This window comes from Siminovitchia fortis (genome assembly GCF_003605365.2).
In the GTDB taxonomy this organism is placed as follows: Bacteria; Bacillota; Bacilli; order Bacillales; family Bacillaceae_C; genus Siminovitchia; species Siminovitchia fortis.
The window spans coordinates 19,150-40,654 of the sequence record NZ_QYTU02000019.1 but is presented as its reverse complement, the minus strand read 5'-3'; the positions used below and the strand labels follow the sequence as shown (position 1 = coordinate 40,654).

Here is a 21,505-nt window from a genome sequence, read left to right as displayed (position 1 = left end):
GACGGGCGCCTGCTCTCCCAATTGACCAGACGCTGAGCCGGACTTCTACAAATAATTAAAGGTGGGAAAATGATGAATGTAAAAGTGAAACCGCAACTGCTGTCATTGAAAGCATATGCCCCGGGAAAATCAAGTGAAGAAGTACAGCGTGAGTACGGATTGGAAAAGATCGTCAAACTTGCATCGAACGAAAATCCTTATGGAACTTCCCCGCGTGTGAGTGAAGCGATCTCTGAAATTGATGACTTTGCAATTTATCCTGATGGAGCAGCGGCTGCTCTTAGAACAGCGGTTGCGAAGTACACAGGAGTCAAGGAAGATCAATTGATTTTTTCCAGCGGATTGGATGAACTGATTCAAATTATAAGCAAAGCTTTGCTGGATGAAAATTCCAATACAGTTATGGCATCTGGTACGTTCCCCCAGTATCGCCATAATGCCGTCGTGCAAAATGCGGAGATCCGTGAAGTGCCTTTACAAGACGGCTGTCATGATTTGCAGGCAATGGCAAACGAGATTGATGATAAAACCCGGGTCGTTTGGATTTGCAATCCGAATAATCCCACCGGAACTTATGTGAACGATAAAGAACTTGAACAATTTCTGCAGTCCGTCCCATCGCATGTTCTCGTAGTCATGGATGAGGCCTATTACGAATACGCAACGGCGGAGGATTATCCTGAAACGATTCCGCTTCTCGGCCGATACGACAATCTTATGGTATTGCGGACTTTCTCAAAAGCTTTCGGACTTGCTGCGTTCCGTATAGGATATGGGATCGGAGCTGCATCCTTCATAAAGCAATTGGAAGTTGTAAGGCTGCCGTTCAATACATCCATGCTTGCCCAAAAAGCCGCTATTGCAGCATTGAAGGATTTGGATTTTGTTGAAAAAAGCGTGAGCTTAAATGCTCTTGAGCTTCAAAAATTTTACGGGATCTGCAAGCGGCATGAAATAGATTATTATCCATCACAGGGTAACTTTATATTTATTTCAATCCCGGGAAAAGAAAGTGTGGAAGTCTTCCAATATTTACTGGAAAGGGGCTTTACAGTCAGGCCGTTTCCTAATGGAGTTCGCATCACAATCGGAACTAAAGAAGAGAACAGCGAACTCTTTGAATTGGTAGAAAAGATGGTTCTGGTCGCACACTAGATTTAGCAGAGAGGAAAATACAGCTTGGATAAAAGAGTTTTAATCATAGGGGTTGGGCTGATCGGCGGCTCTATTGCCTTAGCGATCAAAAAGGAGCATCCCGGTGTGTATATTACCGGTTATGACCTGAACGAACAAAACTGCAGGCTTGCAGAGAAAATGAACATCATCGATGAATGCCTGCCATCCTTTGAAAAAGAAGCGGCAGCCAGTGATTTAATCATTCTGGCCTGTCCGGTTGAAGAAGTGGAACAGAAAATATGCCAGTTGGCGGAACTGCCCCTAAAGCCGGAAGCCATTATCACTGATGTAGGAAGTACAAAGGTTAAAATAATGGAAAAGTCAGCGGTGCTGCGCGAAAAAGGCGCTGTTTTCATCGGCGGCCATCCTATGGCCGGCTCCCATAAATCCGGGGCTGGAAGCGCCAGGAGGCATTTGTTTGAGAATGCTTTTTATATATTGACACCTGCCGGAAATACGACCGAAGAAAAAGTATGTGAACTAAAAAGTTGGCTGAAGGGGACAGGTGCAAATTTCGTTGTCATGGAACCGGAGGAACATGATATGGTTACCGGGGTTGTCAGCCATCTGCCTCACCTGATTGCCACAAGTATAGTCCGCCAGGTGAAAAAACATGCAGGGGTCAACGAGCGTGTCCGATGGCTCGCGGCGGGCGGTTTCCGGGATATCACCCGTATTGCCTCCAGCAGCCCTGCCATGTGGAGAGATGTCGTCAAACATAATCAAAGCAGTCTGCTTTCATTGATCGATGAATGGATCGATGAGATGGAATATGTCAAGGACCTAGTACAATCCGGGGATCAGGATGACATTTACAGCTATTTTGCCGATGCGAAAAAGTTCAGGGATGCTCTCCCTGTCAGGGCAAGGGGCGCAATCGACGCTTTCTACGATCTGTACGTCGACGTACTGGATAAGCCGGGGGTTATTTCGCATGTGACGGCCGTATTGGCCGAAAAGAGGATCAGCTTGACAAATATACGGATCATCGAAGCCCGTGAAGATGTTTTCGGGGTGCTGCGGCTGAGCTTCCAAACAGAGGAAGACAGGGAAAAGGCACAAGAATGCCTGATTAAGAATGATTATGAGACGTATTTAAATATGTAGGGGGAAATCCTGTTGACGATAACATTAAAAACAGAAGGCGATGTTCAATTGAAAGGAACAATCCGTGTGCCGGGTGATAAATCAATTTCCCACAGGGCGGTCATGCTCGGGGCTATTGCCGAAGGAAAAACAAAAGTTTACGGCCTGCTCACAGGCGATGACTGTCTGAATACGATTGAATGTTTCAGAAAGATGGGAGTTCGGATCAGGCGTGACGGGGATTATGTAGAAATCGACGGGACTGGGTTTGATGGCTTAAAAGAGCCGGTTGAAATCCTTGATGTTGGAAATTCCGGAACGACTATCCGCCTAATGCTCGGAATTTTAGCCGGGGCCCCTTTCCATGCTTGCCTTATAGGAGATGACTCCATTGCTAAAAGGCCAATGGACAGGGTGGCGCATCCTTTAAGGCAGATGGGTGCCAGAATCGACGGCCGCGAAAATGGCAGCTTTGCACCGATCAGCATCAGGGGCGGCGGTCTTCAAGGAATTGAATATTCGTCTCCTGTTGCCAGCGCACAGGTTAAATCGGCCATATTATTGGCGGGACTCCACGCGGAAGGGGAGACAACCGTACTTGAACCACAGACATCGAGAAATCATACGGAAAGAATGCTGTCAGCCTTTGGATGCCAGGTGGAAGTCGATGGATTAAAAACTATGATCAGGGGAAAACAAGCTTTAAAAGGTACAACAATCCATGTACCCGGAGATATTTCTTCAGCAGCCTTTTTCCTTACGGCAGGCGCAATTGTCCCAAATAGTGAACTGACAGTCAAAAATGTCGGAATAAACCCTACAAGAACTGGAATAATAGATGTACTGGAAGAAATGGGTGCAGATATTATAATAGAAGAAACTGCATCGGATGAAATTGAACCGGCTGCGGACATCACCATTAAATCGTCCGGTTTAAAAGGTATTGAAATAGGCGGGGATATCATTCCGAGGCTGATAGATGAAATTCCGATCATTGCGTTGGCTGCCACTCAGGCTGAAGGCACTACGATCATTAAAGATGCGGAAGAATTAAAAGTGAAAGAGACAAACCGCATTGATACGGTAGTCAAAGAGCTTACAAAAATGGGGGCAAGGATCAAGGCCACGGATGATGGGATGATCATTTACGGCGGTGCCAAGCTGCGCCCAGCTTCAGTTGACAGTCACGGAGACCACCGTATCGGAATGATGCTGGCAATTGCTTCCTGCCTTGCCGAAGGGAAGACCGTCATCGAAAATAGTGAAGCCATATCCATTTCTTATCCAGATTTTTTTCAACATTTAAATGAATTGACCTCATAACTTTTCCATTACATTCGCCTGAAGCGAAGAGAAAGGGGATATTCAATTGCCGTACATTTTGTCAGTCGGAACAGGAGTCCCTGAAAATGAAATTTCTCAGAAAGATGCCATGGAATTTGCCAGGCATCTTTTTTCCAGGTCTGTTGATCATATTGACCGTTTACTGAAAGTTTTTCACAATGGGGAGATTGAAAAAAGACATATTGCCAAAGATATAAAATGGTATCAAAGCGACCATTCATTCGTGGAGAAAAATGATGCATTTATTGAGGCGGCAGTAGATTTGAGCACCCAGGCCATAAAAGACTGCTTGCACTCCCCGCTGTTAAAGAAGAATGTCGAGTATGAGGATATTGATGCGATCTTCATGATCTGCACAACAGGTCTCGCCACACCGAGCCTCGAAGCAAGAATTATGAATGTGCTGCCTTTTTCAAGGCATATAAAGAGAATTCCGATCTGGGGATTGGGGTGTGCCGGCGGGGCGGCGGGGCTTTCACGGGCTTATGAGTATTGCCGGGCATTTCCCTCAGCAAAAGTGTTGGTTGTAGCTGTTGAATTATGCAGCTTGACATTCCAGAAAGACGATCTTTCAAAAAGCAACCTGATCGGCACATCCCTTTTTGCCGATGGAGCTGCAGCTGTACTTGTAGCCGGTACAGAGAGTGACTGTAAAAGATTTACAAGCAGTCCGGTGCCCAGAGTGATTGATACAAAGTCCACATTGCTTAGCGATTCCTTGGATGTAATGGGATGGGATATTAAGGATGAGGGCTTATTTGTTGTATTTTCAAAGAGCATCCCGGCACTTGTGGAAAATTGGCTTGAACCCAATGTATCGGGCTTTTTGGAAGAGCATCAAATGACAATCCGGGATATCGGACAATTCATTGCACATCCCGGGGGCAAAAAAGTGATTTTGGCTTATGAAAAAGCCCTGAAGCTCCAGCCGGAAAAAACAGTTGAATCGTTAAATGTTCTTCGCGAATACGGCAACATGTCATCAGCTTCCGTTCTATTTGTACTAAAAAGTTTTTTAAATAAAAACATAAGAAGCGGGGAATACGGAATCATAACTGCCTTGGGTCCGGGATTCAGTTCCGAGCTTCTTTTGGCCAGGTGGGAATGATGTTTTTTACTATATTTTTAACATTTGTCATTATCCAGCGTTTGTCCGAACTGGCATTGGCCAAAAGGAACGAACGCTGGATGAAAGAGCGTGGAGGCAAAGAATACGGAAAGGGTCATTATTGGGCCATGGTGCTGATTCACATCAGCTTTTTTATTTCCCTGATCATCGAGGTAAATCGGTTTCATCCGACACTCAACACCTATTGGAAACCGTTATTAGTCATATTCCTGCTGGCGCAGGCAGCGAGAATATGGATTATTTCAACTTTAGGAAAATATTGGAATACAAAAATCATCGTCCTCCCTGGTGCAAGGCCGGTTAAAAAGGGACCATTCAAATATATCAAGCACCCCAACTACTTGATCGTCACGGTTGAATTGGTTATCATACCCCTTATTTTTCAGGCATATATCACCGCAGGAGCTTTTTTTGTTTTAAATCAGCTTATATTGGCTGTCAGAATACCGGCGGAGGAAAAAGCCCTCCGAAAACATACAGATTATTCATAACCCCTATAATTGTTCGGGACATACTATATGAAAATGGCTAAAAATTAGGTAAAATGGAGATAGAAAAGAAAATGTAAGGGGATTGTCAACGCAGATGGTACAGGTATTGGAAAGGTCCATAAATGATAGGCAGCTTCAAAAAGCACTCACATTATTCGAGAGGTTCCAGCAAAATGGAGATACTGCCAGTGCTGAAAAGGCTGCCAAACTGCTCAAGAAAATACATGATAAAGAATTTATTACAGCTTTCAGCGGCCACTTTTCGGCTGGAAAATCCACTATGATTAATGCATTGATCGGTGAACAGATTCTTCCGTCCAGCCCGATTCCGACCAGTGCCAACCTGGTAAAGGTCCGTGATTCACAGGAAGAGTTCGCCAAAGTATATTATAAGAACGATAAGCCGCTGTTATTTAAAGCCCCGTATGATTTTGATACTGTGAAAGAGTTTTGTAAGAGCGGCGAAGTGCTGGAAGTAGAAATAGGGAAGCACGGCTCAAATCTTCCCCCGGGAATCACAGTCATGGACACACCGGGTATCGACTCGACTGATGAAGCACATAGGATTTCAACAGAGTCGGCACTACATTTGGCAGATATTGTTTTTTATGTGATGGACTATAACCACGTCCAATCCGAACTGAATTTTTTATATACGAGAAATTTGCTCCGGCACGGTGTAAAGCTTTATTTGATTGTGAATCAAATTGATAAGCACAATGAGGATGAACTGCCATTTGAAGCCTATAAACAGTCGGTCCGCGACTCCTTTGCAGCATGGAGCGTGTATCCTGAAGAGATCTTCTTCACCACATTGAAGGATCCCGGAAACAACTTCAATGAATTCGGTTCTGTAAAAGCATTGATTCAAGATGCCATCGCCAATCATGAGGATTGGATACAGCATACAATCGAAGCGGCTTTTCACCAAATGATCAAAGAGCATGAAATATGGCTGCAAGAGGAGAAAATGCAGGAGGCCCTTCCTTTTACGGCTGTAATTGACGGGCTTGCAGAAGAAGAGCTTGCCGGCATTTTCAGGGAACAGGAAAAGCTGCATATCAAAAAGAGAAAGTTGCTAAATAGGGCGAATGAATGGATTCGCGATTTTGAAGAGGAAAGAGCCAATCTCCTAAAAAATGCCTACTTGATGCCTTATGAAATAAGAGAGTTGGCAGAACGGTTTTTGGAGTCCGCACAGCCGGATTTCAAGGTCGGTTTTTTTATGAGCAAAAAAAAGACGGAAGAAGAAAAAGCCTCCCGTCTCAATGCTTTTGCCGAAAGCATCCGGAGCCAAGTTGAGCGGCAGCTTGAATGGCATTTGCGTGAACTGTTTGCACGCAAGCTTCAGGCAAGCGCGATTTCACGGAGCGACTTGGAAACCGAGGCTCAAAGCTTAACAATTGATTTTGATAACGATTTGCTGGCCTCAGCCATTAACAAAGGTGCGCGGGTAACAGGCGAATATGTTCTGAATTACACGGAAGAGCTCGCCAATCAATTGAAGAGGGCTGCGGTCAACCAGTCCGACAAGTTAAAGGAACTAATAGCGGCCGCGATAGAAGAAAAGGCAAAAAATGAATTGCTTTCCGTCGAGGAAGCGGCTGCTGATGTTGAAAAAGTGGCTAAAGCCATCGAAGAGCTTGAAAGGCTTAACAAGGACTGCGAGACGAAGCTCGAATGCATCGAGATACCGACAGGCAATGAAGATAAGAGTTTAGAAAAGCTTCAGCAGCAATGGGAAATGTTAGAGAATGACATAAATATTTTTCAAGGGAACTATGCGCAGAGCCATACAGTCTCTGAAAAAGTGTATATGAAGCAAAGTGCCCCGGAGGGGGAAGATGATGGCGGTATTCCACCACAAAAGGATGTAATCCGCAAGCTGGATCTCGCCGTCTCTTATTTATCGAAAGAAAAAGGTTTCGAGAGAATGACCGCGCAGCTTCAGCAGAAGGCCGGCCGCTTGAAAAACAATAACTATACAATTGCCCTGTTTGGCGCTTTTAGTGCGGGGAAATCTTCTTTTGCCAATGCCATGCTTGGAGAAAAGGTGCTGCCTGTTTCACCAAATCCGACAACGGCAGCCATAAATCGGATATGTCCGCCGAATCAGGATTACAAGCATGGAACTGCCTTAGTCCGTTTGAAAGAACCGGAAGACATGCTTGATGATGTCAACCAATCATTACAGCTTTTCGGAAAAAATTGCGATAGTCTTGAGGAAGCATACCGTCTTATTCCGTCAGTCCTATCTCAAAAAGAAGGTGAAGGGAAAGAGAAGGTGCATCTGTCTTTCTTGCGCGCCTTTGAAACAGGATATAAGAAATTTAGCGGCAAACTCGGCCAATCCATTATTACAGGCATGGATGATTTCCAAGATTTTGTCGCCAATGAATCCCAATCATGCTTTGTAGAACTGATCGATTTGTATTATGACTGCCCTTTTACAAGAGAAGGTATTACTCTGGTGGACACACCTGGAGCGGATTCAATCAACGCAAGGCATACAGGCGTTGCCTTCAACTATATTAAAAATTCGGATGCCATATTATTTGTCACTTATTACAACCACGCGTTCTCTAAAGCGGACAGGGAATTCCTGATCCAATTGGGCCGGGTAAAAGATGCTTTTGAACTGGATAAAATGTTCTTTATTGTCAATGCCATCGACCTCGCTTCCTCTGATGAAGAAGTCAGCGATGTGCTGGGGTATGTCAGGGATCAATTGACTGAATATGGCATCCGCTTCCCGAGAATTTTTGGTCTATCGAGCAAACTTGCCCAGGAACAGGAAACAAAAGAAGCCTCCAATATCGGAGAATTTTCTAATGCATTTTCAAATTTTCTTGAGAATGACCTGGCAAAAATGGCCGTTCAATCTGCTGAAGCGGAATATCAACGCGCCGTAAAAATGCTTGACCAGATGATTGATTCAGCCAACGAAGATGAATCTCAGAGAGCTGCACGCAAAAGCAGGCTTATTGAATCGAGGGACAAATTGAATGAGTGGCTTGAAGGCATGGGGGCCGCAACAATGCCTGACAGGCTTGCGCAAGAGGCACGGGAACTGGTCCATTACGTCAAACAGAGAGTCTTTTACAGGCTTCCGGACTTCTTTAAGGAAGCTTTCAATCCCGCGGCATTGCAAAACAATAACAAGGACTCTTTGAACAGGGCTTTGGATGATTATTTGGAAGCTTCCGGCTTCGATTTTGCACAGGAACTTCGGGCCACCTCATTGCGGGTTGAGCAATTTGCAGCAAAGCTTCTGAAGGAACGATTTGAACAAATCAATCGGGAAATAGCGTCGATGGATGAAAATTTAATGATATCAGCACCGGAAATTGGCCGGGCGGACACACTTGATTTTTCTCCGGCGTTTAAAGACAGCGATAGGAAATACTTTGCCGGATCATTCAAGTATTTCAAAAACCCAAAGTCTTTTTTTGAAAAGAACGAGAAAAAGCTAATGGAAGAAGCATTGGAAGATCTGCTTTCCCCGCTTGCAGATTCGTATTTGGAACAAGGCCTGGCCAAGTTGAATCAGCATTATCAGGAAATGCTTGCTGCCGAATTTGATAAAATGATAAAAAGCATAGTAGAAGATATAAACGGTCAATATTCAGCATGGCTCCTTGCATTTGAGGATACCGGCAAGATCGGCCATTGGAAGGAGATTCGCCAGGCGATAGCCCCGGCTGAATGAACTTCTGAAGGGGGAATGTTTATGTTTTTTAAATCGATAGAATGGCTGAAAGAGAGATTGGAAGACGAAAATATCCGGATTGTTGACTGTACCTACTCATTAACAGACCCTTTATATGGCAAAAAGACTTATGAGCATAAACATATTCCGGGTGCTGTCCATTTTGACTTGGCCGATGATCTGTCTGACAAAGTTCAGAAACACGGGGGCCGGCACCCTCTGCCCGATATTCAAAAGCTGCAACAAAAGCTCGAACAAGCCGGCATCAATGAAAAAACAACAGTTATCACCTATGACGGCGGGGATTGCTGCTTCGCTTCCCGCTTTTGGTGGCTGTTGAAGTACATGGGGCATCCTGATGTTTATGTGCTGGACGGGGGCATGGAAAATTGGGAGAAAGCCGGTTTTCCAATAACGGATGTCAAACCGCGTACGAAGCCTGTCCATTTTACTGTCAATTTGAACCTCGATATGCTCGCGGACATAGCGGACGTTAAAGCCGCAATAAATAAACAAACGGCAGTGCTGATTGATTCAAGGGCGAGGGAGAGATACTTGGGCATTATTGAACCGCTTGACCGTAAACTGGGACATATTCCTGGCGCGATTAATCGCGAATGGACAGACGGATTTAAAGCAGGAAAATGGAAGAGCCGCGAAGAACAGATCAGCAGATTTTCCGATTTGGATAAGGACGGCAGTATCATTGTTTACTGTGGATCGGGTGTGACAGCCACCCCGAATATCATCGCATTGCTTGAAGCAGGGTTTGAACACGTCAAGCTGTATGCAGGCAGTTATTCTGATTGGGTTTCATACCCAGAAAATCCGGTCGAAAAGGAAGAAAATTAAAACAGGGCTTCCGGCAAGCCCTGTTTTTCTATGCTATAATGACAATATAAAAAAATGGCTGAAAGGTGCTATCCATTGATGAATAAAAATAGGTTATTACTAGTTGACGGAATGGCTCTGCTTTTCCGTTCATTTTTTGCCACGGCCGTCAGAAAGCAGTTTATGATTAACAGCAAAGGAATACCGACAAACGCTGTTCAGGGCTTTTTGCGCCACTTCTTCACAGCGTTGGAATCATCACAGCCTTCACATGTTGCCGTTTGCTGGGATATGGGGAGCAAAACATTCAGAAATGATATATTCCAAGATTACAAGTCCAATCGGGAGGCACCTCCCGTCGAGCTTATTCCCCAATTCGATTTGGCAAAAGAAGTGACATCAGCATTTTCCATACCGAACATAGGACTTCCCGGTTATGAAGCGGATGATTGCATTGGAACGATTTGCGAACAAATCAAAAAAGATATCCATGTCACCGTTTTGACAGGTGACCGCGATCTGCTTCAAATTTTGGATGATCAGGTGCATGTATGGATTATGCAAAAAGGAATCGGCCATTATGCCAAATATACCAAACTCTCGTTTACCGAAAAGTTTCAAATGGAGCCCAAACAGCTTGTAGATGTGAAAGCTTTGATGGGCGATGCCAGTGACGGCTATCCGGGGGTAAAGGGAATCGGTGAAAAAACAGCTATGAAGCTTATACAGGAGCACGGAAATATTGAGTCATTGCTTGAGAATTTATCTGCTTTGACGCCATCGCAGCGAAACAAGATAGAACAGGACAAAGAGATGATGCATATGTCTCGGGAATTGGCCAAAATACATTGTAATGTCCCGGTCACAATCGATCTTGAGGAAGCGAATTGGCCAGGCGTTCCCCATACGGCCTTTGAAATCGTTCAAGAACACGAAATGAACACTATACGCCGCCAGCTTTATCAGTTAAAACAAGAAGTGGCGGAAGATCCGTTTGCGGAATGGGAATTGTCCCGCTGACCTGAAATATGAATCGATTATCTTTCTTAACGGTTCATCCGGATGGCTTTCCTTGCAAGTTCATCCGCTTTTTTGTTTTCCTTTGACGGGATCCATTTAATGAAAAAAAGTTCGAAAGACCTTGCAAGCTGAAGGGCTGTGTCCAGAAGCGGCGCATACTTTTTATTTCGCACGAATGTATTTTCGACGGCATCAACTACAAGGGCGGAATCAGACCTCACTGAAATAATCGAACAGGAACGATCCCGGCAAATTTCCAGTGCCCTGATCAGAGCCATAAACTCGGCTTCATGATTGGTCAACTGTCCAAGCGGAATCGAATGAGATTCAACTTGTCCATTATTCTTTATAAAAATGCCGATGCCGCTCGGGCCCGGATTCCCTGCGCTGGCGCCATCAATGTATACTTCAATCAATTTAACAGCATCTCCTTTCGGTTATTTCTGTCCAACTGGGGAAATATCATATTTAAAGAAGATCACTTAAATTATATCTGACAGGAATGTTTGAACCAACAAAATCACATTGAGGGATCAGTTAAATGGATGTAAAGCTGAAATTTTATTATAAGGGCCCCGGCACAAAACAGCTCCAATTGGAGTCGGAATGGTTTGAGGATAAGGGGATCACGCCATTGGTCAACGATATGCTGAAGACAGGCAGGATTAAAGATATAACCGTAATGGATGAAATGGGAAGGGAATGGACATTAAAGGAATTTCATAAACTGATGGAAAAGACAGAAGATGAGCCGCGCAATCCGACCATCTATTTTGACGGGGGATACGACCGGGAAAACGCGGAATCCGGAATTGGCATTGTGATTTATTATGATAAAGGCAAAGAGAAATTCCGCATAAGATATAACGCGAAATTACTCGAGCTGTTGAGCAGCAATGAGGCGGAATATGCAGCATTGTACAATGCTTTGGAGGTACTTCAGCAACTCGGTGTGAAGCATTCCCCTTGCGTAATCATGGGGGATGCACAGGGAGTGCTTAAACAGCTGTCCGGAGAATGGCCCTGTTTTGATGAAACGCTGAATCTGTGGCTGGACAGGATTGAAGAAAAAATAAAAGCCATGGGTCTAAAGCCGTCATTTCAAATCATCGCCAGAAATGAAAATAAAGAAGCCCATAAACTGGCCGGCCAGGCCCTTCGAAATCAGATGATTGACAGTCATCTGAAGCTCGAAACGCAAGAATAAAAAGAATCAGTGTCAAGGGAAGGTTGGTCACATGAACCGTTCAGAAGTGATGAAAGAAATTAATGGTCTATTAAAGGAATATTGTGAAGAATGTTTTTTAAAGAAACACTTCAGGAAAGAATATAGCAAAACGCACGCTCACCACTTTTGCATTAAGCAATGTACGGTTGGTGAAAGCCTTCGAAAGAAAGGCGATTTATTGTTAACAATAAAAGGCTGACAAAAATTTGTCAGCCTTTGGATTTTTTTATATAGAAGAAACTTTATTTACGTTAGCAGCTTGAGGCCCGCGATTTCCTTCAACAATCTCGAAAGAAACTTCTTCGCCTTCTTCCAGTGTTTTAAAGCCTTCTCCTTGGATTGCGGTAAAATGTACGAAAACGTCGTCCCCACCTTCAACCTCGATGAATCCATAACCTTTTTCATTGTTAAACCATTTTACTTTTCCGTTTTGCATGCACTTAATCCTCCTAAAATCTTCGGCAACGAATGCCAATAAAAAATATTATCATAAAGCAAAACAACTGAAAAATCTGTAGATTCCCTATATTTTGCTTAAATGATAAGTCAACTATACACCAGGTAAAATAAAGAGTCAAGAAAACGCTTAAAATTAACGTGATTTATTCGAAAATTGTAATAACGGTAAGCCGAAGTACATACATCACTTGTTAAAACTCCTTTCTTATAGTACACTTTTATTTGCTTATTACGGGAAAGAGGAGGGATAAAGATGCCGACCCCAAGCATGGAGGATTATATTGAACAGATTTATTTACTGATCAGCAACAAAGGATATGCAAGGGTTTCAGATATAGCGGAAGCTCTCGAAGTCCATCCCTCCTCGGTTACGAAAATGGTTCAAAAACTTGATCGGGAAAGCTACCTTCACTATGAACGATACAGAGGGCTGGTTTTAACCGCCAAAGGGAAAAAAATCGGCAAACGGCTTGTTGACCGTCATGACCTGCTTGAAAGGTTTCTTATGATTATCGGGGTGGATGAAGATAATATATACGCTGATGTGGAAGGGATTGAACATCACTTGAGCTGGAATTCCATTGACCGCATCGGTGATCTCGTACAGTATTTCGAAGAATACCCGGAAAGGATCACGGAACTGAAGCTTATTCAAGAAAAAAACGAGGAAGAAACAGCAAGTCAATAAACTCCAAAAAAAGCGCCTTGATATTAGATATTAAGGCGCTTTTTTTGCGTGAATAAGGATAATAAAAGGAAAAAATGGTGCTATATGGTACAATTGATTTAAAAAATCGGGAGGTATGCATGTGAGCGGAAAACAGCCAATGAGTGATATCGAAATCGCACAAAACGCCGAGGTATTGCCAATTCAACAAGTTGCCGAAAAGATAGGCCTGTATGAAGATGACATTGAATATTACGGGAAATACAAAGCAAAGATTTCTTATGAAAAGATTAAGGAACTTCAAAAAAACAAAGATGGAAAGCTTATCCTTGTCACATCCATCAATCCGACACCGGCAGGCGAAGGCAAGTCCACGGTGACCGTCGGACTCGGCGATGCTTTATCAAAGCTTGGAAAAAAGACGGTGATTGCCCTTAGAGAACCCTCTCTCGGCCCAACGATGGGGATCAAAGGTGGGGCAACAGGCGGAGGCCGTGCACAGGTACTTCCGATGGAGGACATCAATTTGCACTTCACGGGAGATTTGCATGCCATCACCACAGCAAATAATGCACTTGCTGCATTGCTGGACAACCATATGCAGCAGGGGAACAAACTGAGAATCGACCAGCGCAGAGTCGTTTGGAAACGGGCAGTTGATTTAAATGACCGTGCTTTGCGTGAAGTAGTCGTCGGACTTGGGGGGCCAGCCCAGGGGATTCCGCGCGAGGACGGCTTTGATATAACGGTCGCTTCGGAAATCATGGCTGTGCTGTGCCTGTCAACAGATTTGGAGGATTTAAAGCGGAGACTCTCCCGCATGGTTATTGCATATGATTTAGACAAGAAGCCTGTCACAGTAAAAGATCTCGGGGTTCAAGGAGCTCTTGCCCTATTATTAAAAGACGCGCTCAAGCCGAATCTCGTCCAGACAATCGAGCATACCCCCGCTATCATTCATGGAGGGCCATTTGCCAATATCGCCCACGGGTGCAACAGCATCATGGCGACGAAAACGGCAGCGAAAATGGGTGATTTTGTAGTAACGGAAGCTGGTTTTGGAGCAGATCTTGGGGCAGAAAAATTCCTCCATATCAAATCCAGAAATGCGGGTTTGCAGCCGGATGCCGTTGTTATTGTGGCAACAATCAGGGCCTTAAAGATGCATGGAGGGGTTCCGAAGAATGAGCTGACCCATGAAAATATTATGGCTCTTGAAAAGGGTTTGGAGAATTTAAAGAAACATACGGAAACGATTGCAGCATTCGGCCTGCCATTTGTTGTGGCGATCAATAAATTTTCTGCAGATACGGAGTCTGAAGTGTCGCTTCTTGAAAAATGGTGCGATAAACATTCTATCCCTGTTGCATTGACAGAGGTTTGGGAAAAAGGCGGAGCAGGCGGTATAAGTCTTGCTGAGAAAGTGTTGCACGTAATAGAATCGGACAAGCGGCAATTCAACTATTTATACGATCTATCGGATTCTCTTGAGGAAAAAATCAGGACGATTGTTCAACAAGTATACGGAGGCAAGGACGTAGAGTTTTCAGTTGCGGCGTTAAAGCAATTGAAGGAATTTGAAGACCAGGGATGGGGAAATTTGCCTGTCTGTATGGCGAAAACACAATACTCCCTTTCAGACGACCCTTCCAAACTCGGACGTCCTGAGGATTTCATCATTCATGTAAGGGAACTGAAACCCAAACTGGGAGCCGGCTTCATTGTCGCGTTAACCGGGGAAATGATGACAATGCCGGGGCTTCCAAAAGAGCCGGCAGCCAATCATATGGATGTGGACGAACGAGGCCGGGCAATCGGGTTGTTTTAAGAAGCAAGTTATACTTTATTTGTAGAACAAAAAGGCGCAAACCAACTCTTTGCGCCTTTGTTCTGGTATAGGAAATTGTTGATAATTCATTATCTTTTTGTGCTGCGTCCGGCGTGTTAGATCCTGCTGTTAGTGGATAGGGTGAAGACTGTGGTACAATTATTCACAGGGGTTTTAAACATTTTCGGGAAAGGTGGATTGTCATGAAAATAAAAACAATTGAACCGACACCGAGTCCAAATACGATGAAGGTCATTTTAAGCGAGGAACTTGAAGCGGGTGTCAGCAACAATTATAAAAAGGAACATATGGAATCAGCCCCGCCTTATATAAAACAGATTCTTGAAATAGATGGAGTAAAAGGAGTCTACCATGTAGCCGATTTTTTGGCTGTGGAAAGAAATGGGAAGTTCCATTGGGAAGAAATTTTACCAAAAGTCAGGGAAGTGTTTGGTGAAAATACAGATCCTTCAAATGAGGAAATGATCAAGCCGGACGAACATTTCGGTGAAGTAGGGGTCCAGGTTCAAATGTTTAAAGGCATCCCGCTGCAAGTCAAACTGTCAACAGGGACGGAAGAAAAAAGGTTCGGACTGCCGAAGCGGTTTACAGATGCCATGTCAGCGGTACAATCAGAAGGCGATAATTATGTCCTTTTGCGAAAATGGAAGGATATGGGAGTTAGGTATGGTGACCTCGATGCGATTGGACAACAGGTGACTGAAGAGCTGGGGGCTGCGTATCCCGACGAAAGATTGAAACAGATCATCGAAGATGCCAACAAACCTGATGCCCGGCAATCTGTTCAAACAAGAAAATTGATCAAGCTCACCCCGGAAATGCTCGATGAGCCTGATTGGAGAAAAAGATATCAGCTTTTGGAGCAAATGGATACGCCCGGTCTTGAAGATCTTCCGGTGCTTGAAAAAGCCCTGCACGATGAAAAGTCATCCATACGGAGACTGGCTGTCGTTTATCTTGGAATGATAGAAGATAAGAGAGTTCTTCCTCTTTTATATGAAGGTTTGCATGATAAAACGGTCACCGTAAGAAGAACAGCAGGTGACTGTCTTTCAGATCTCGGATTTTCTGAAGCCATGGAAGAAATGAGCCAGGCACTGAAAGATAAAAGCAGAATTGTACGTTGGCGCGCTGCCATGTTCCTGTATGAAGTGGGAGATAAACGGGTTTTGCCAGCCCTTAAAGCGGCGGAGAACGATCCGGAATTTGAAGTCCGGCTGCAAATAAAAATGGCTATCGAGCGCATTGAGGGCGGAGAAGAAGCAAAAGGCTCCGTTTGGAAGCAAATGACTGAAGCAAGGAAACAGCCGACGAAGTAATGGAAATGGAGGAATCAATATGTCGATGGCATACGAGGAATATATGAAACAAGTGGTCAAGCCAATGAGAGAGGAACTTGTGCAGGCAAACTTCAAAGAGCTTTTGACCCCTGAAGAAGTTGAGGAGTTTATGAATCATGTAACGGGGACTACGCTTGTTGTCGTCAACTCGGTCTGCGGCTGTGCCGCCGGGCTTGCAAGACCTGCAGCCATCAGAGCAATTGAAGAAAGCACTGTCAAGCCTGACCATCTCGTAACGGTTTTTGCCGGGCAGGAGAGGGAAGCAACCGCGAAAATGCGTGAGTATTTTTCCGGCTATGAACCATCGTCGCCTTCCATTGCACTGATGCAAGGAAAGAAAGTTGTACATTTCATTCCGAGGGAAGATATTGAGGACAGTGAAGTGGAGAATATCATCGCCAGCTTAAAGGGAGCTTTTGAAAAAAACTGTAAATAAAAGGATAGAGAGCTTTGGGCTGCTCATGTGCCCAAAGCTCTTAATCCGCAATATTCAAATAAACAAAATAACCAAGCAAAGCAATGAGTCCAATTGTAATAAGTGCAGATGTCATCTATTAACCCTCCTTATTCCAAACGAATACTCATATTATACCTCAACTTAAAACTTTTACCATTGATAACGGAAAAAGTTCCTTTAAATGCAATAAATTCATGTTTATTCTTATTTAAAGCCGTCGATGCAATGAAATCTTCTTCTGGGAATCTCTAAATCTCTCAATAAATATGATATAATTTATTTTATCCTCAAAAAACATAAGAAGAGAAGAGGCAGCCCAGAATGCGCAAAATATTATTAATCCTTCTTATTTTCCCTGTCCTATTTTTTATTTCCGACTTTTCCAAGGCAACAAATATTGGGGTGCCGCTTGGAGAAAGCGAACTTTATAGCATGTTAACCTTAAAGTCTGGCAATCTGCTGAAAGATGCAGTCATATTGCCGGAAGAAGAGTTTGACGGTGAGGAAGCGGCCAACATCATCAAGAGGCTGGATCTTCTGCCGAAATCAATCTTGTCAGATATAAAAAAGAATGGAATAAAAATAATTCTTTTCGAAGGGAAATTGACGGATCAGCCTTACGTAGAGCATCTGAAAGGGAAGGTGCCCAGAGGTTACCCTGAAACTGTGTTATGGGATGATTTGCCGGGTGCTGGCGGCTCACAGTATGTCTTTGTCAAAATCGGATCAAGTGAAAAAGGGAAAGGCCACGGTTCAGTAAATCTTGAATATCATGAGCTGGCCCATTCTCTGCAGCGATTCTCCTATAATGATGACAAAACGGATAAGGAATTGACAGAGGTATGGAAACAGGAGGCAAGCTCACTATTTCCGAAACGGGATTATTTTCTCGACTACAAGGAAGAGTATTTCGCCGAATGTTTTGCCTATTACTTTTACTCTGAACATACACGGGAACAATTGAAAGTGAAAGCTCCGAAAATGTATAATTTTTTAAACAGCCTACAATAAAGCGAGGGTGTCTTTTATGGAACAGTATCTGAAATTATGCAGCCATGTGCTTGAAAGCGGAACAGTAAAGGAAGATCGGACCGGTACCGGTACGATCAGCACTTTCGGATATCAAATGAGATTTGATCTGCAGGAAGGTTTTCCGCTTTTGACTACAAAAAAACTGCATGTGAAATCAATTATTTATGAGCTTCTTTGGTTTTTGGCCGGTGATACGAATGTGAAGTATCTTCAGGATCATGGAGTCAGAATTTGGAATGAGTGGGCTGACGAGAACGGAGATCTAGGCCCTGTTTACGGAAAACAATGGCGGTCATGGCAGGCGGCTGACGGGAAAACAGTGGATCAGATCAAAGAGGTTCTGCATCAGCTTAGAACAAACCCGGACTCCCGGCGGATGATTGTCAACGCCTGGAATGTGGGGGACATCGATAAGATGGCGCTGCCGCCATGCCATTGTCTGTTTCAGTTCTATGTTTCCGACGGAAAACTTTCCTGCCAGCTTTATCAGCGTTCAGCCGATATTTTTCTGGGCGTCCCATTTAACATAGCTTCGTATGCATTATTGACCATGATGATGGCGCATGTTACGGGCCTTAAGCCAGGAGAGTTCGTCCACACATTGGGAGATGCCCACATATATAAAAATCATGTTGAGCAGGTAAAACTTCAGTTGACAAGAAAGCCGGGGCCGCTTCCAAAGATGAAAATCAATCCGGATGTGAAAGATTTGTTCGCTTTTACTTATGAAGATTTTTCATTGGAAGATTACAATGCGCAACCGCATATTAGAGGAGAAGTGAGTGTATGATTTCTTTTTTATGGGCTCAGGATGAAAATGGGCTGATCGGGAATAACAATGAACTTCCATGGCGGCTGCCGGCCGATTTGAAATATTTTAAAAAAACAACAATGGGCCATCCGATTGTGATGGGGAGAAAAACTTATGAGTCGATCGGCCGGCCATTGCCGGAACGCACGAATATCATCTTGACAAGGGATGAAGAATACCGGGCTGAAGGCTGTCTTGTTTTTCATACGAAAGAAAAACTTCTTGAATGGATTGAAGAAAACGGCTCAGAAGTGTTTATTACCGGCGGATCGGAAATATTCAAGCTTTTTCTGGATGTCGCCGACCGGCTGTATGTAACAAAAATCAGGGCAGCATTTGAAGGCGATACCTATTTCCCAAAAATGGATTGGGAAAAGTGGCGTTTAATATCAGCTGTAAAAGGTCCGAAGGATGACAAAAATCCATATGATTATGAGTTCCAAATATACGAACGGGATTAAAAAAGCGAACCGGTGTGTTCGCTTTTTTCATACGTGAGCCCGCAAACAAAATATAAGCTCTGAGGATGTGCAGCATGCAAATGATAAAAATAGTGACGGATTCAAGCAGTGATCTGACGGTGGAAGAAGCGAGTGAATTGAATATCCGAGTTATCCCCCTTACTATATCCATCGGGGAGGAGACTTTTTTAGATGGGGTTGATATTGCTCCTGAAGAGTTCATTAAAAAAATGCAGGGATCAAAGGACTTTCCAAAAAGTTCCCAGCCGGCAATAGGAGAATTGCTTAATCTTTATAATCAACTGACAGAGGATGGAAGCGAAGTGATATCCATTCACCTGGCGGGGAAACTGAGTGGAACGGCAGAATCAGCAAAGGCCGCAGCAGCCATGGCTACTGGAAAAGTAAATGTTGTAGATTCATTGTTTATTTCCAAAGCATTGGGCTTTCAAGTAAGGGAAGCGGCAAAAATGGCGAAAGAAGGCTTTGCTGCAGACGAAATTTTTGAAAGAATGAACGAAATAAGAAAAAACACCAATTTGTTTGTGGTAGTAGACACATTGGAAAACCTTGTAAAAGGAGGGCGGATTGGAAAGGGGACAGCATTGATCGGTTCCTTCTTGAATATCAAACCGATTGCGATACTTGAAAACGGAGAATATTCCCCGGTCGCCAAAGTTCGGAGCCATTCACAGGCAGTAAAATATATTATGAAACAGTTTATGAATGATGTGAAAGGGAAAACAATCAAATATGCAAGCATTGCACATGCAAATGGGCTGGATTTTGCGGCAAAATTGAAAGAGCAGATTGAGAAACAGACAGATTTCCACTCTGTTGAGATACTTTGGACAAGCCCGGTTATCAGCACTCATACCGGCCAAGGGGCCATAGGCTTTTCATATTATGCAGACTGAAAAAAGCGGTCATGAAGATCGCTTTTAATTTTAGAGCAAAAGTAAAGTATAGCCTAATATGAAAATTTTTTTCAAAAGAATCTTTTCTTTGTCCAGCTTCAGCGCCCAGCGACTAGCAAACTTCGTCCTCCTTTCCTCGAAAAAGCTTCGCTTTTTCTGCGTGGATGTTTATTCGAGGAAGTAGGCTCAGAGTACTACGATAAGTCAACATCGGCTCGTACCTCGCCGTGTTGTCCGGCTCCGAGTGCCATCGGCGCAAGGATTAAGCCAATCGCTGCTGAAGGCAAACTACGCCTTCTTCAGCGCTCGTCTAGCTTTGCGCCGATAGGCAGGCACTCTCCGCCTTTCCTTATCCTTTATCTCATTGCGGAGGGCTCCAGTGTCTAGCTTCAGACGGCAGGGGCTCGAGGTCGCTTCGGTCAATCCAATGAAGTCAAAGAACGACTTCACTGGATTGCCCTCCGACGGACAGGATGTCCTAGTGCCACCGACGCCACAGGATGTGGCGTTTGTCGGCGGCCAGCGCTTGTCGCCCCTAAACAGCCGTCTTCCGCATTTCCGTTTGTACGTCGCTAAACGGGCGCTTGCGCTTTTCTCTGAGCAATAAATAGTTGTTTTCTCTAATGGTTCAATATCTTTTTATCATATACGGCATATGATGTTATAATGAAGGCACTTAAATAAAGCGAGTGGGCAAGCCATATGAAAAAAATTGTATTTGCATTAATGTGTTTTGTATTACTTCTTGCAGGGTGTGCGAACCATACAAGAGAGCTCGGTAAAAAGGAAACGGCTTTGGAACATAAGCAGATGCCCCCTGAAGATTTTATACCTCAAGATGTTAAAATAGTTTCTGTCGGGGATTCGTTGACCCAGGGAGTAGGATCTGATGATAAGCATGGGGGTTATATTCCCTTCTTAAAAGAAAACCTTGAGAATCTCAAAGGCATCAACAAGGCAGAGTTTGAAAATCACGGCAAAAAAGGAAACAGAACGGACCAATTATTGAGTCGCCTGCAACAGCCAGAGGTACAGTCAGACATTACCGATGCTGATTTTGTCATTATTACGATCGGCGGCAATGATGTCATGCAGGTCTTCAGGGAAAACCTTTTGGGTCTTAAGCTGAATAAATTCATTGCGGCGGAAGATGAATATCAAGACAGGCTGGATGACATATTAACCCTGATCAGGAGTTATAACAGTGATGCCGGAATCGTACTTGTCGGTATATATAATCCTTTTATCAAATGGTTTTCAGATATAAAGGAAATGGATCAAATTGTTGACAACTGGAACAACGTAAGTTCTGAGACGATTGCAAAATATGATCATGCTCTTTTTGTCCCTGTTGCCGACATTTTTGAAAATAATGAGGAGAGTCTGTTGTATACTGATTATTTCCACCCTAATACTCGAGGGTATGAGTTGATTGCAGAGCGAATTTATGATCTTTTGACTGCCGAAAAATATATATGATGAGCTTGCTGTACGGGGG

The 21,505-nt window shown here is 43.9% G+C and carries 21 protein-coding genes; 19 read left to right on the top strand and 2 right to left on the bottom strand.

The window, feature by feature from the left end:
• Positions 1 to 72 precede the first annotated feature (72 nt).
• From hisC to D4N35_RS09835, 8 genes are all read left to right on the top strand, one after another.
• Entirely contained in the window at positions 73 to 1,155 is a 1,083-nt protein-coding gene (hisC, locus tag D4N35_RS09870; RefSeq protein ID WP_120073015.1) for a histidinol-phosphate transaminase, read from the top strand.
• A 24-nt stretch (positions 1,156 to 1,179) separates the two neighbouring features.
• The gene (locus D4N35_RS09865; protein ID WP_120073013.1) at positions 1,180 to 2,283 is read left to right on the top strand and encodes a prephenate dehydrogenase; all 1,104 of its coding nucleotides are present in this window, start codon (positions 1,180 to 1,182) and stop codon (positions 2,281 to 2,283) included.
• 18 nt (positions 2,284 to 2,301) lie between these two features.
• Positions 2,302 to 3,585 carry a 3-phosphoshikimate 1-carboxyvinyltransferase gene (aroA, locus tag D4N35_RS09860; protein WP_430722762.1) on the top strand — a complete coding sequence of 428 codons (1,284 nt, stop codon included), beginning with the start codon at positions 2,302 to 2,304 and terminating at the stop codon, positions 3,583 to 3,585.
• A 46-nt stretch (positions 3,586 to 3,631) separates the two neighbouring features.
• Positions 3,632 to 4,714 carry a type III polyketide synthase gene (locus tag D4N35_RS09855; protein WP_120073009.1) on the top strand — a complete coding sequence of 361 codons (1,083 nt, stop codon included), beginning with the start codon at positions 3,632 to 3,634 and terminating at the stop codon, positions 4,712 to 4,714.
• Entirely contained in the window at positions 4,714 to 5,226 is a 513-nt protein-coding gene (locus D4N35_RS09850) for an isoprenylcysteine carboxyl methyltransferase family protein (protein ID WP_120073007.1), read from the top strand. Before D4N35_RS09855 ends, D4N35_RS09850 begins: the two co-directional genes overlap by 1 nt.
• Positions 5,227 to 5,320: 94 nt before the next feature.
• Positions 5,321 to 8,935 carry a dynamin family protein gene (locus D4N35_RS09845; protein WP_120073005.1) on the top strand — a complete coding sequence of 1,205 codons (3,615 nt, stop codon included), beginning with the start codon at positions 5,321 to 5,323 and terminating at the stop codon, positions 8,933 to 8,935.
• Between the two features lie 21 nt (positions 8,936 to 8,956).
• On the top strand, positions 8,957 to 9,787 hold the full coding sequence (locus D4N35_RS09840) for a sulfurtransferase (RefSeq protein WP_120073002.1): 831 nt from the start codon (positions 8,957 to 8,959) through the stop codon (positions 9,785 to 9,787).
• 78 nt (positions 9,788 to 9,865) lie between these two features.
• Entirely contained in the window at positions 9,866 to 10,786 is a 921-nt protein-coding gene (locus tag D4N35_RS09835) for a 5'-3' exonuclease (protein ID WP_164876335.1), read from the top strand.
• 26 nt (positions 10,787 to 10,812) lie between these two features.
• Here the strand turns inward: D4N35_RS09835 and D4N35_RS09830 are convergent, their stop codons facing one another.
• Positions 10,813 to 11,202, bottom strand: coding sequence for a reverse transcriptase-like protein (locus D4N35_RS09830; RefSeq protein WP_120072998.1), 390 nt, complete (start codon positions 11,200 to 11,202; stop codon positions 10,813 to 10,815).
• Between the two features lie 125 nt (positions 11,203 to 11,327).
• Here D4N35_RS09830 and D4N35_RS09825 point away from each other — a divergent pair, with 125 nt between their 5' ends.
• The gene (locus D4N35_RS09825; protein WP_120072996.1) at positions 11,328 to 11,993 is read left to right on the top strand and encodes a reverse transcriptase-like protein; all 666 of its coding nucleotides are present in this window, start codon (positions 11,328 to 11,330) and stop codon (positions 11,991 to 11,993) included.
• A 31-nt stretch (positions 11,994 to 12,024) separates the two neighbouring features.
• Entirely contained in the window at positions 12,025 to 12,213 is a 189-nt protein-coding gene (locus D4N35_RS09820) for a zinc-finger domain-containing protein (RefSeq protein ID WP_120072994.1), read from the top strand.
• A gap of 27 nt (positions 12,214 to 12,240) precedes the next feature.
• Here the strand turns inward: D4N35_RS09820 and cspD are convergent, their stop codons facing one another.
• The gene (gene cspD, locus D4N35_RS09815) at positions 12,241 to 12,450 is read right to left on the bottom strand and encodes a cold-shock protein CspD (protein WP_018707214.1); all 210 of its coding nucleotides are present in this window, start codon (positions 12,448 to 12,450) and stop codon (positions 12,241 to 12,243) included.
• 276 nt (positions 12,451 to 12,726) lie between these two features.
• Between cspD and mntR the strand changes: the two genes are divergently transcribed.
• From mntR to D4N35_RS09770, 9 genes are all read left to right on the top strand, one after another.
• Positions 12,727 to 13,161, top strand: a complete 435-nt coding sequence (mntR, locus tag D4N35_RS09810; RefSeq protein ID WP_120072992.1) for a transcriptional regulator MntR — start codon at positions 12,727 to 12,729, stop codon at positions 13,159 to 13,161.
• A gap of 115 nt (positions 13,162 to 13,276) precedes the next feature.
• Positions 13,277 to 14,968, top strand: coding sequence for a formate--tetrahydrofolate ligase (locus D4N35_RS09805; protein WP_120072990.1), 1,692 nt, complete (start codon positions 13,277 to 13,279; stop codon positions 14,966 to 14,968).
• A gap of 203 nt (positions 14,969 to 15,171) precedes the next feature.
• Positions 15,172 to 16,308, top strand: coding sequence for a conserved virulence factor C family protein (locus tag D4N35_RS09800; protein ID WP_120072988.1), 1,137 nt, complete (start codon positions 15,172 to 15,174; stop codon positions 16,306 to 16,308).
• 19 nt (positions 16,309 to 16,327) lie between these two features.
• Entirely contained in the window at positions 16,328 to 16,765 is a 438-nt protein-coding gene (locus D4N35_RS09795) for a BrxA/BrxB family bacilliredoxin (RefSeq protein ID WP_120072986.1), read from the top strand.
• A gap of 342 nt (positions 16,766 to 17,107) precedes the next feature.
• Positions 17,108 to 17,797, top strand: coding sequence for an anthrax toxin lethal factor-related metalloendopeptidase (locus D4N35_RS09790; RefSeq protein ID WP_120072984.1), 690 nt, complete (start codon positions 17,108 to 17,110; stop codon positions 17,795 to 17,797).
• Between the two features lie 16 nt (positions 17,798 to 17,813).
• The gene (locus D4N35_RS09785) at positions 17,814 to 18,608 is read left to right on the top strand and encodes a thymidylate synthase (RefSeq protein WP_120072982.1); all 795 of its coding nucleotides are present in this window, start codon (positions 17,814 to 17,816) and stop codon (positions 18,606 to 18,608) included.
• Positions 18,605 to 19,090, top strand: coding sequence for a dihydrofolate reductase (locus D4N35_RS09780; protein ID WP_120072980.1), 486 nt, complete (start codon positions 18,605 to 18,607; stop codon positions 19,088 to 19,090). The genes D4N35_RS09785 and D4N35_RS09780 overlap by 4 nt, the downstream gene beginning before the upstream one ends.
• 74 nt (positions 19,091 to 19,164) lie before the next feature.
• Positions 19,165 to 20,007 (top strand): DegV family protein, encoded by an 843-nt coding sequence (locus tag D4N35_RS09775; protein ID WP_120072978.1) that lies wholly within the window; start codon positions 19,165 to 19,167, stop codon positions 20,005 to 20,007.
• A 702-nt stretch (positions 20,008 to 20,709) separates the two neighbouring features.
• The gene (locus D4N35_RS09770; protein ID WP_120072976.1) at positions 20,710 to 21,486 is read left to right on the top strand and encodes an SGNH/GDSL hydrolase family protein; all 777 of its coding nucleotides are present in this window, start codon (positions 20,710 to 20,712) and stop codon (positions 21,484 to 21,486) included.
• Positions 21,487 to 21,505 lie beyond the last annotated feature (19 nt).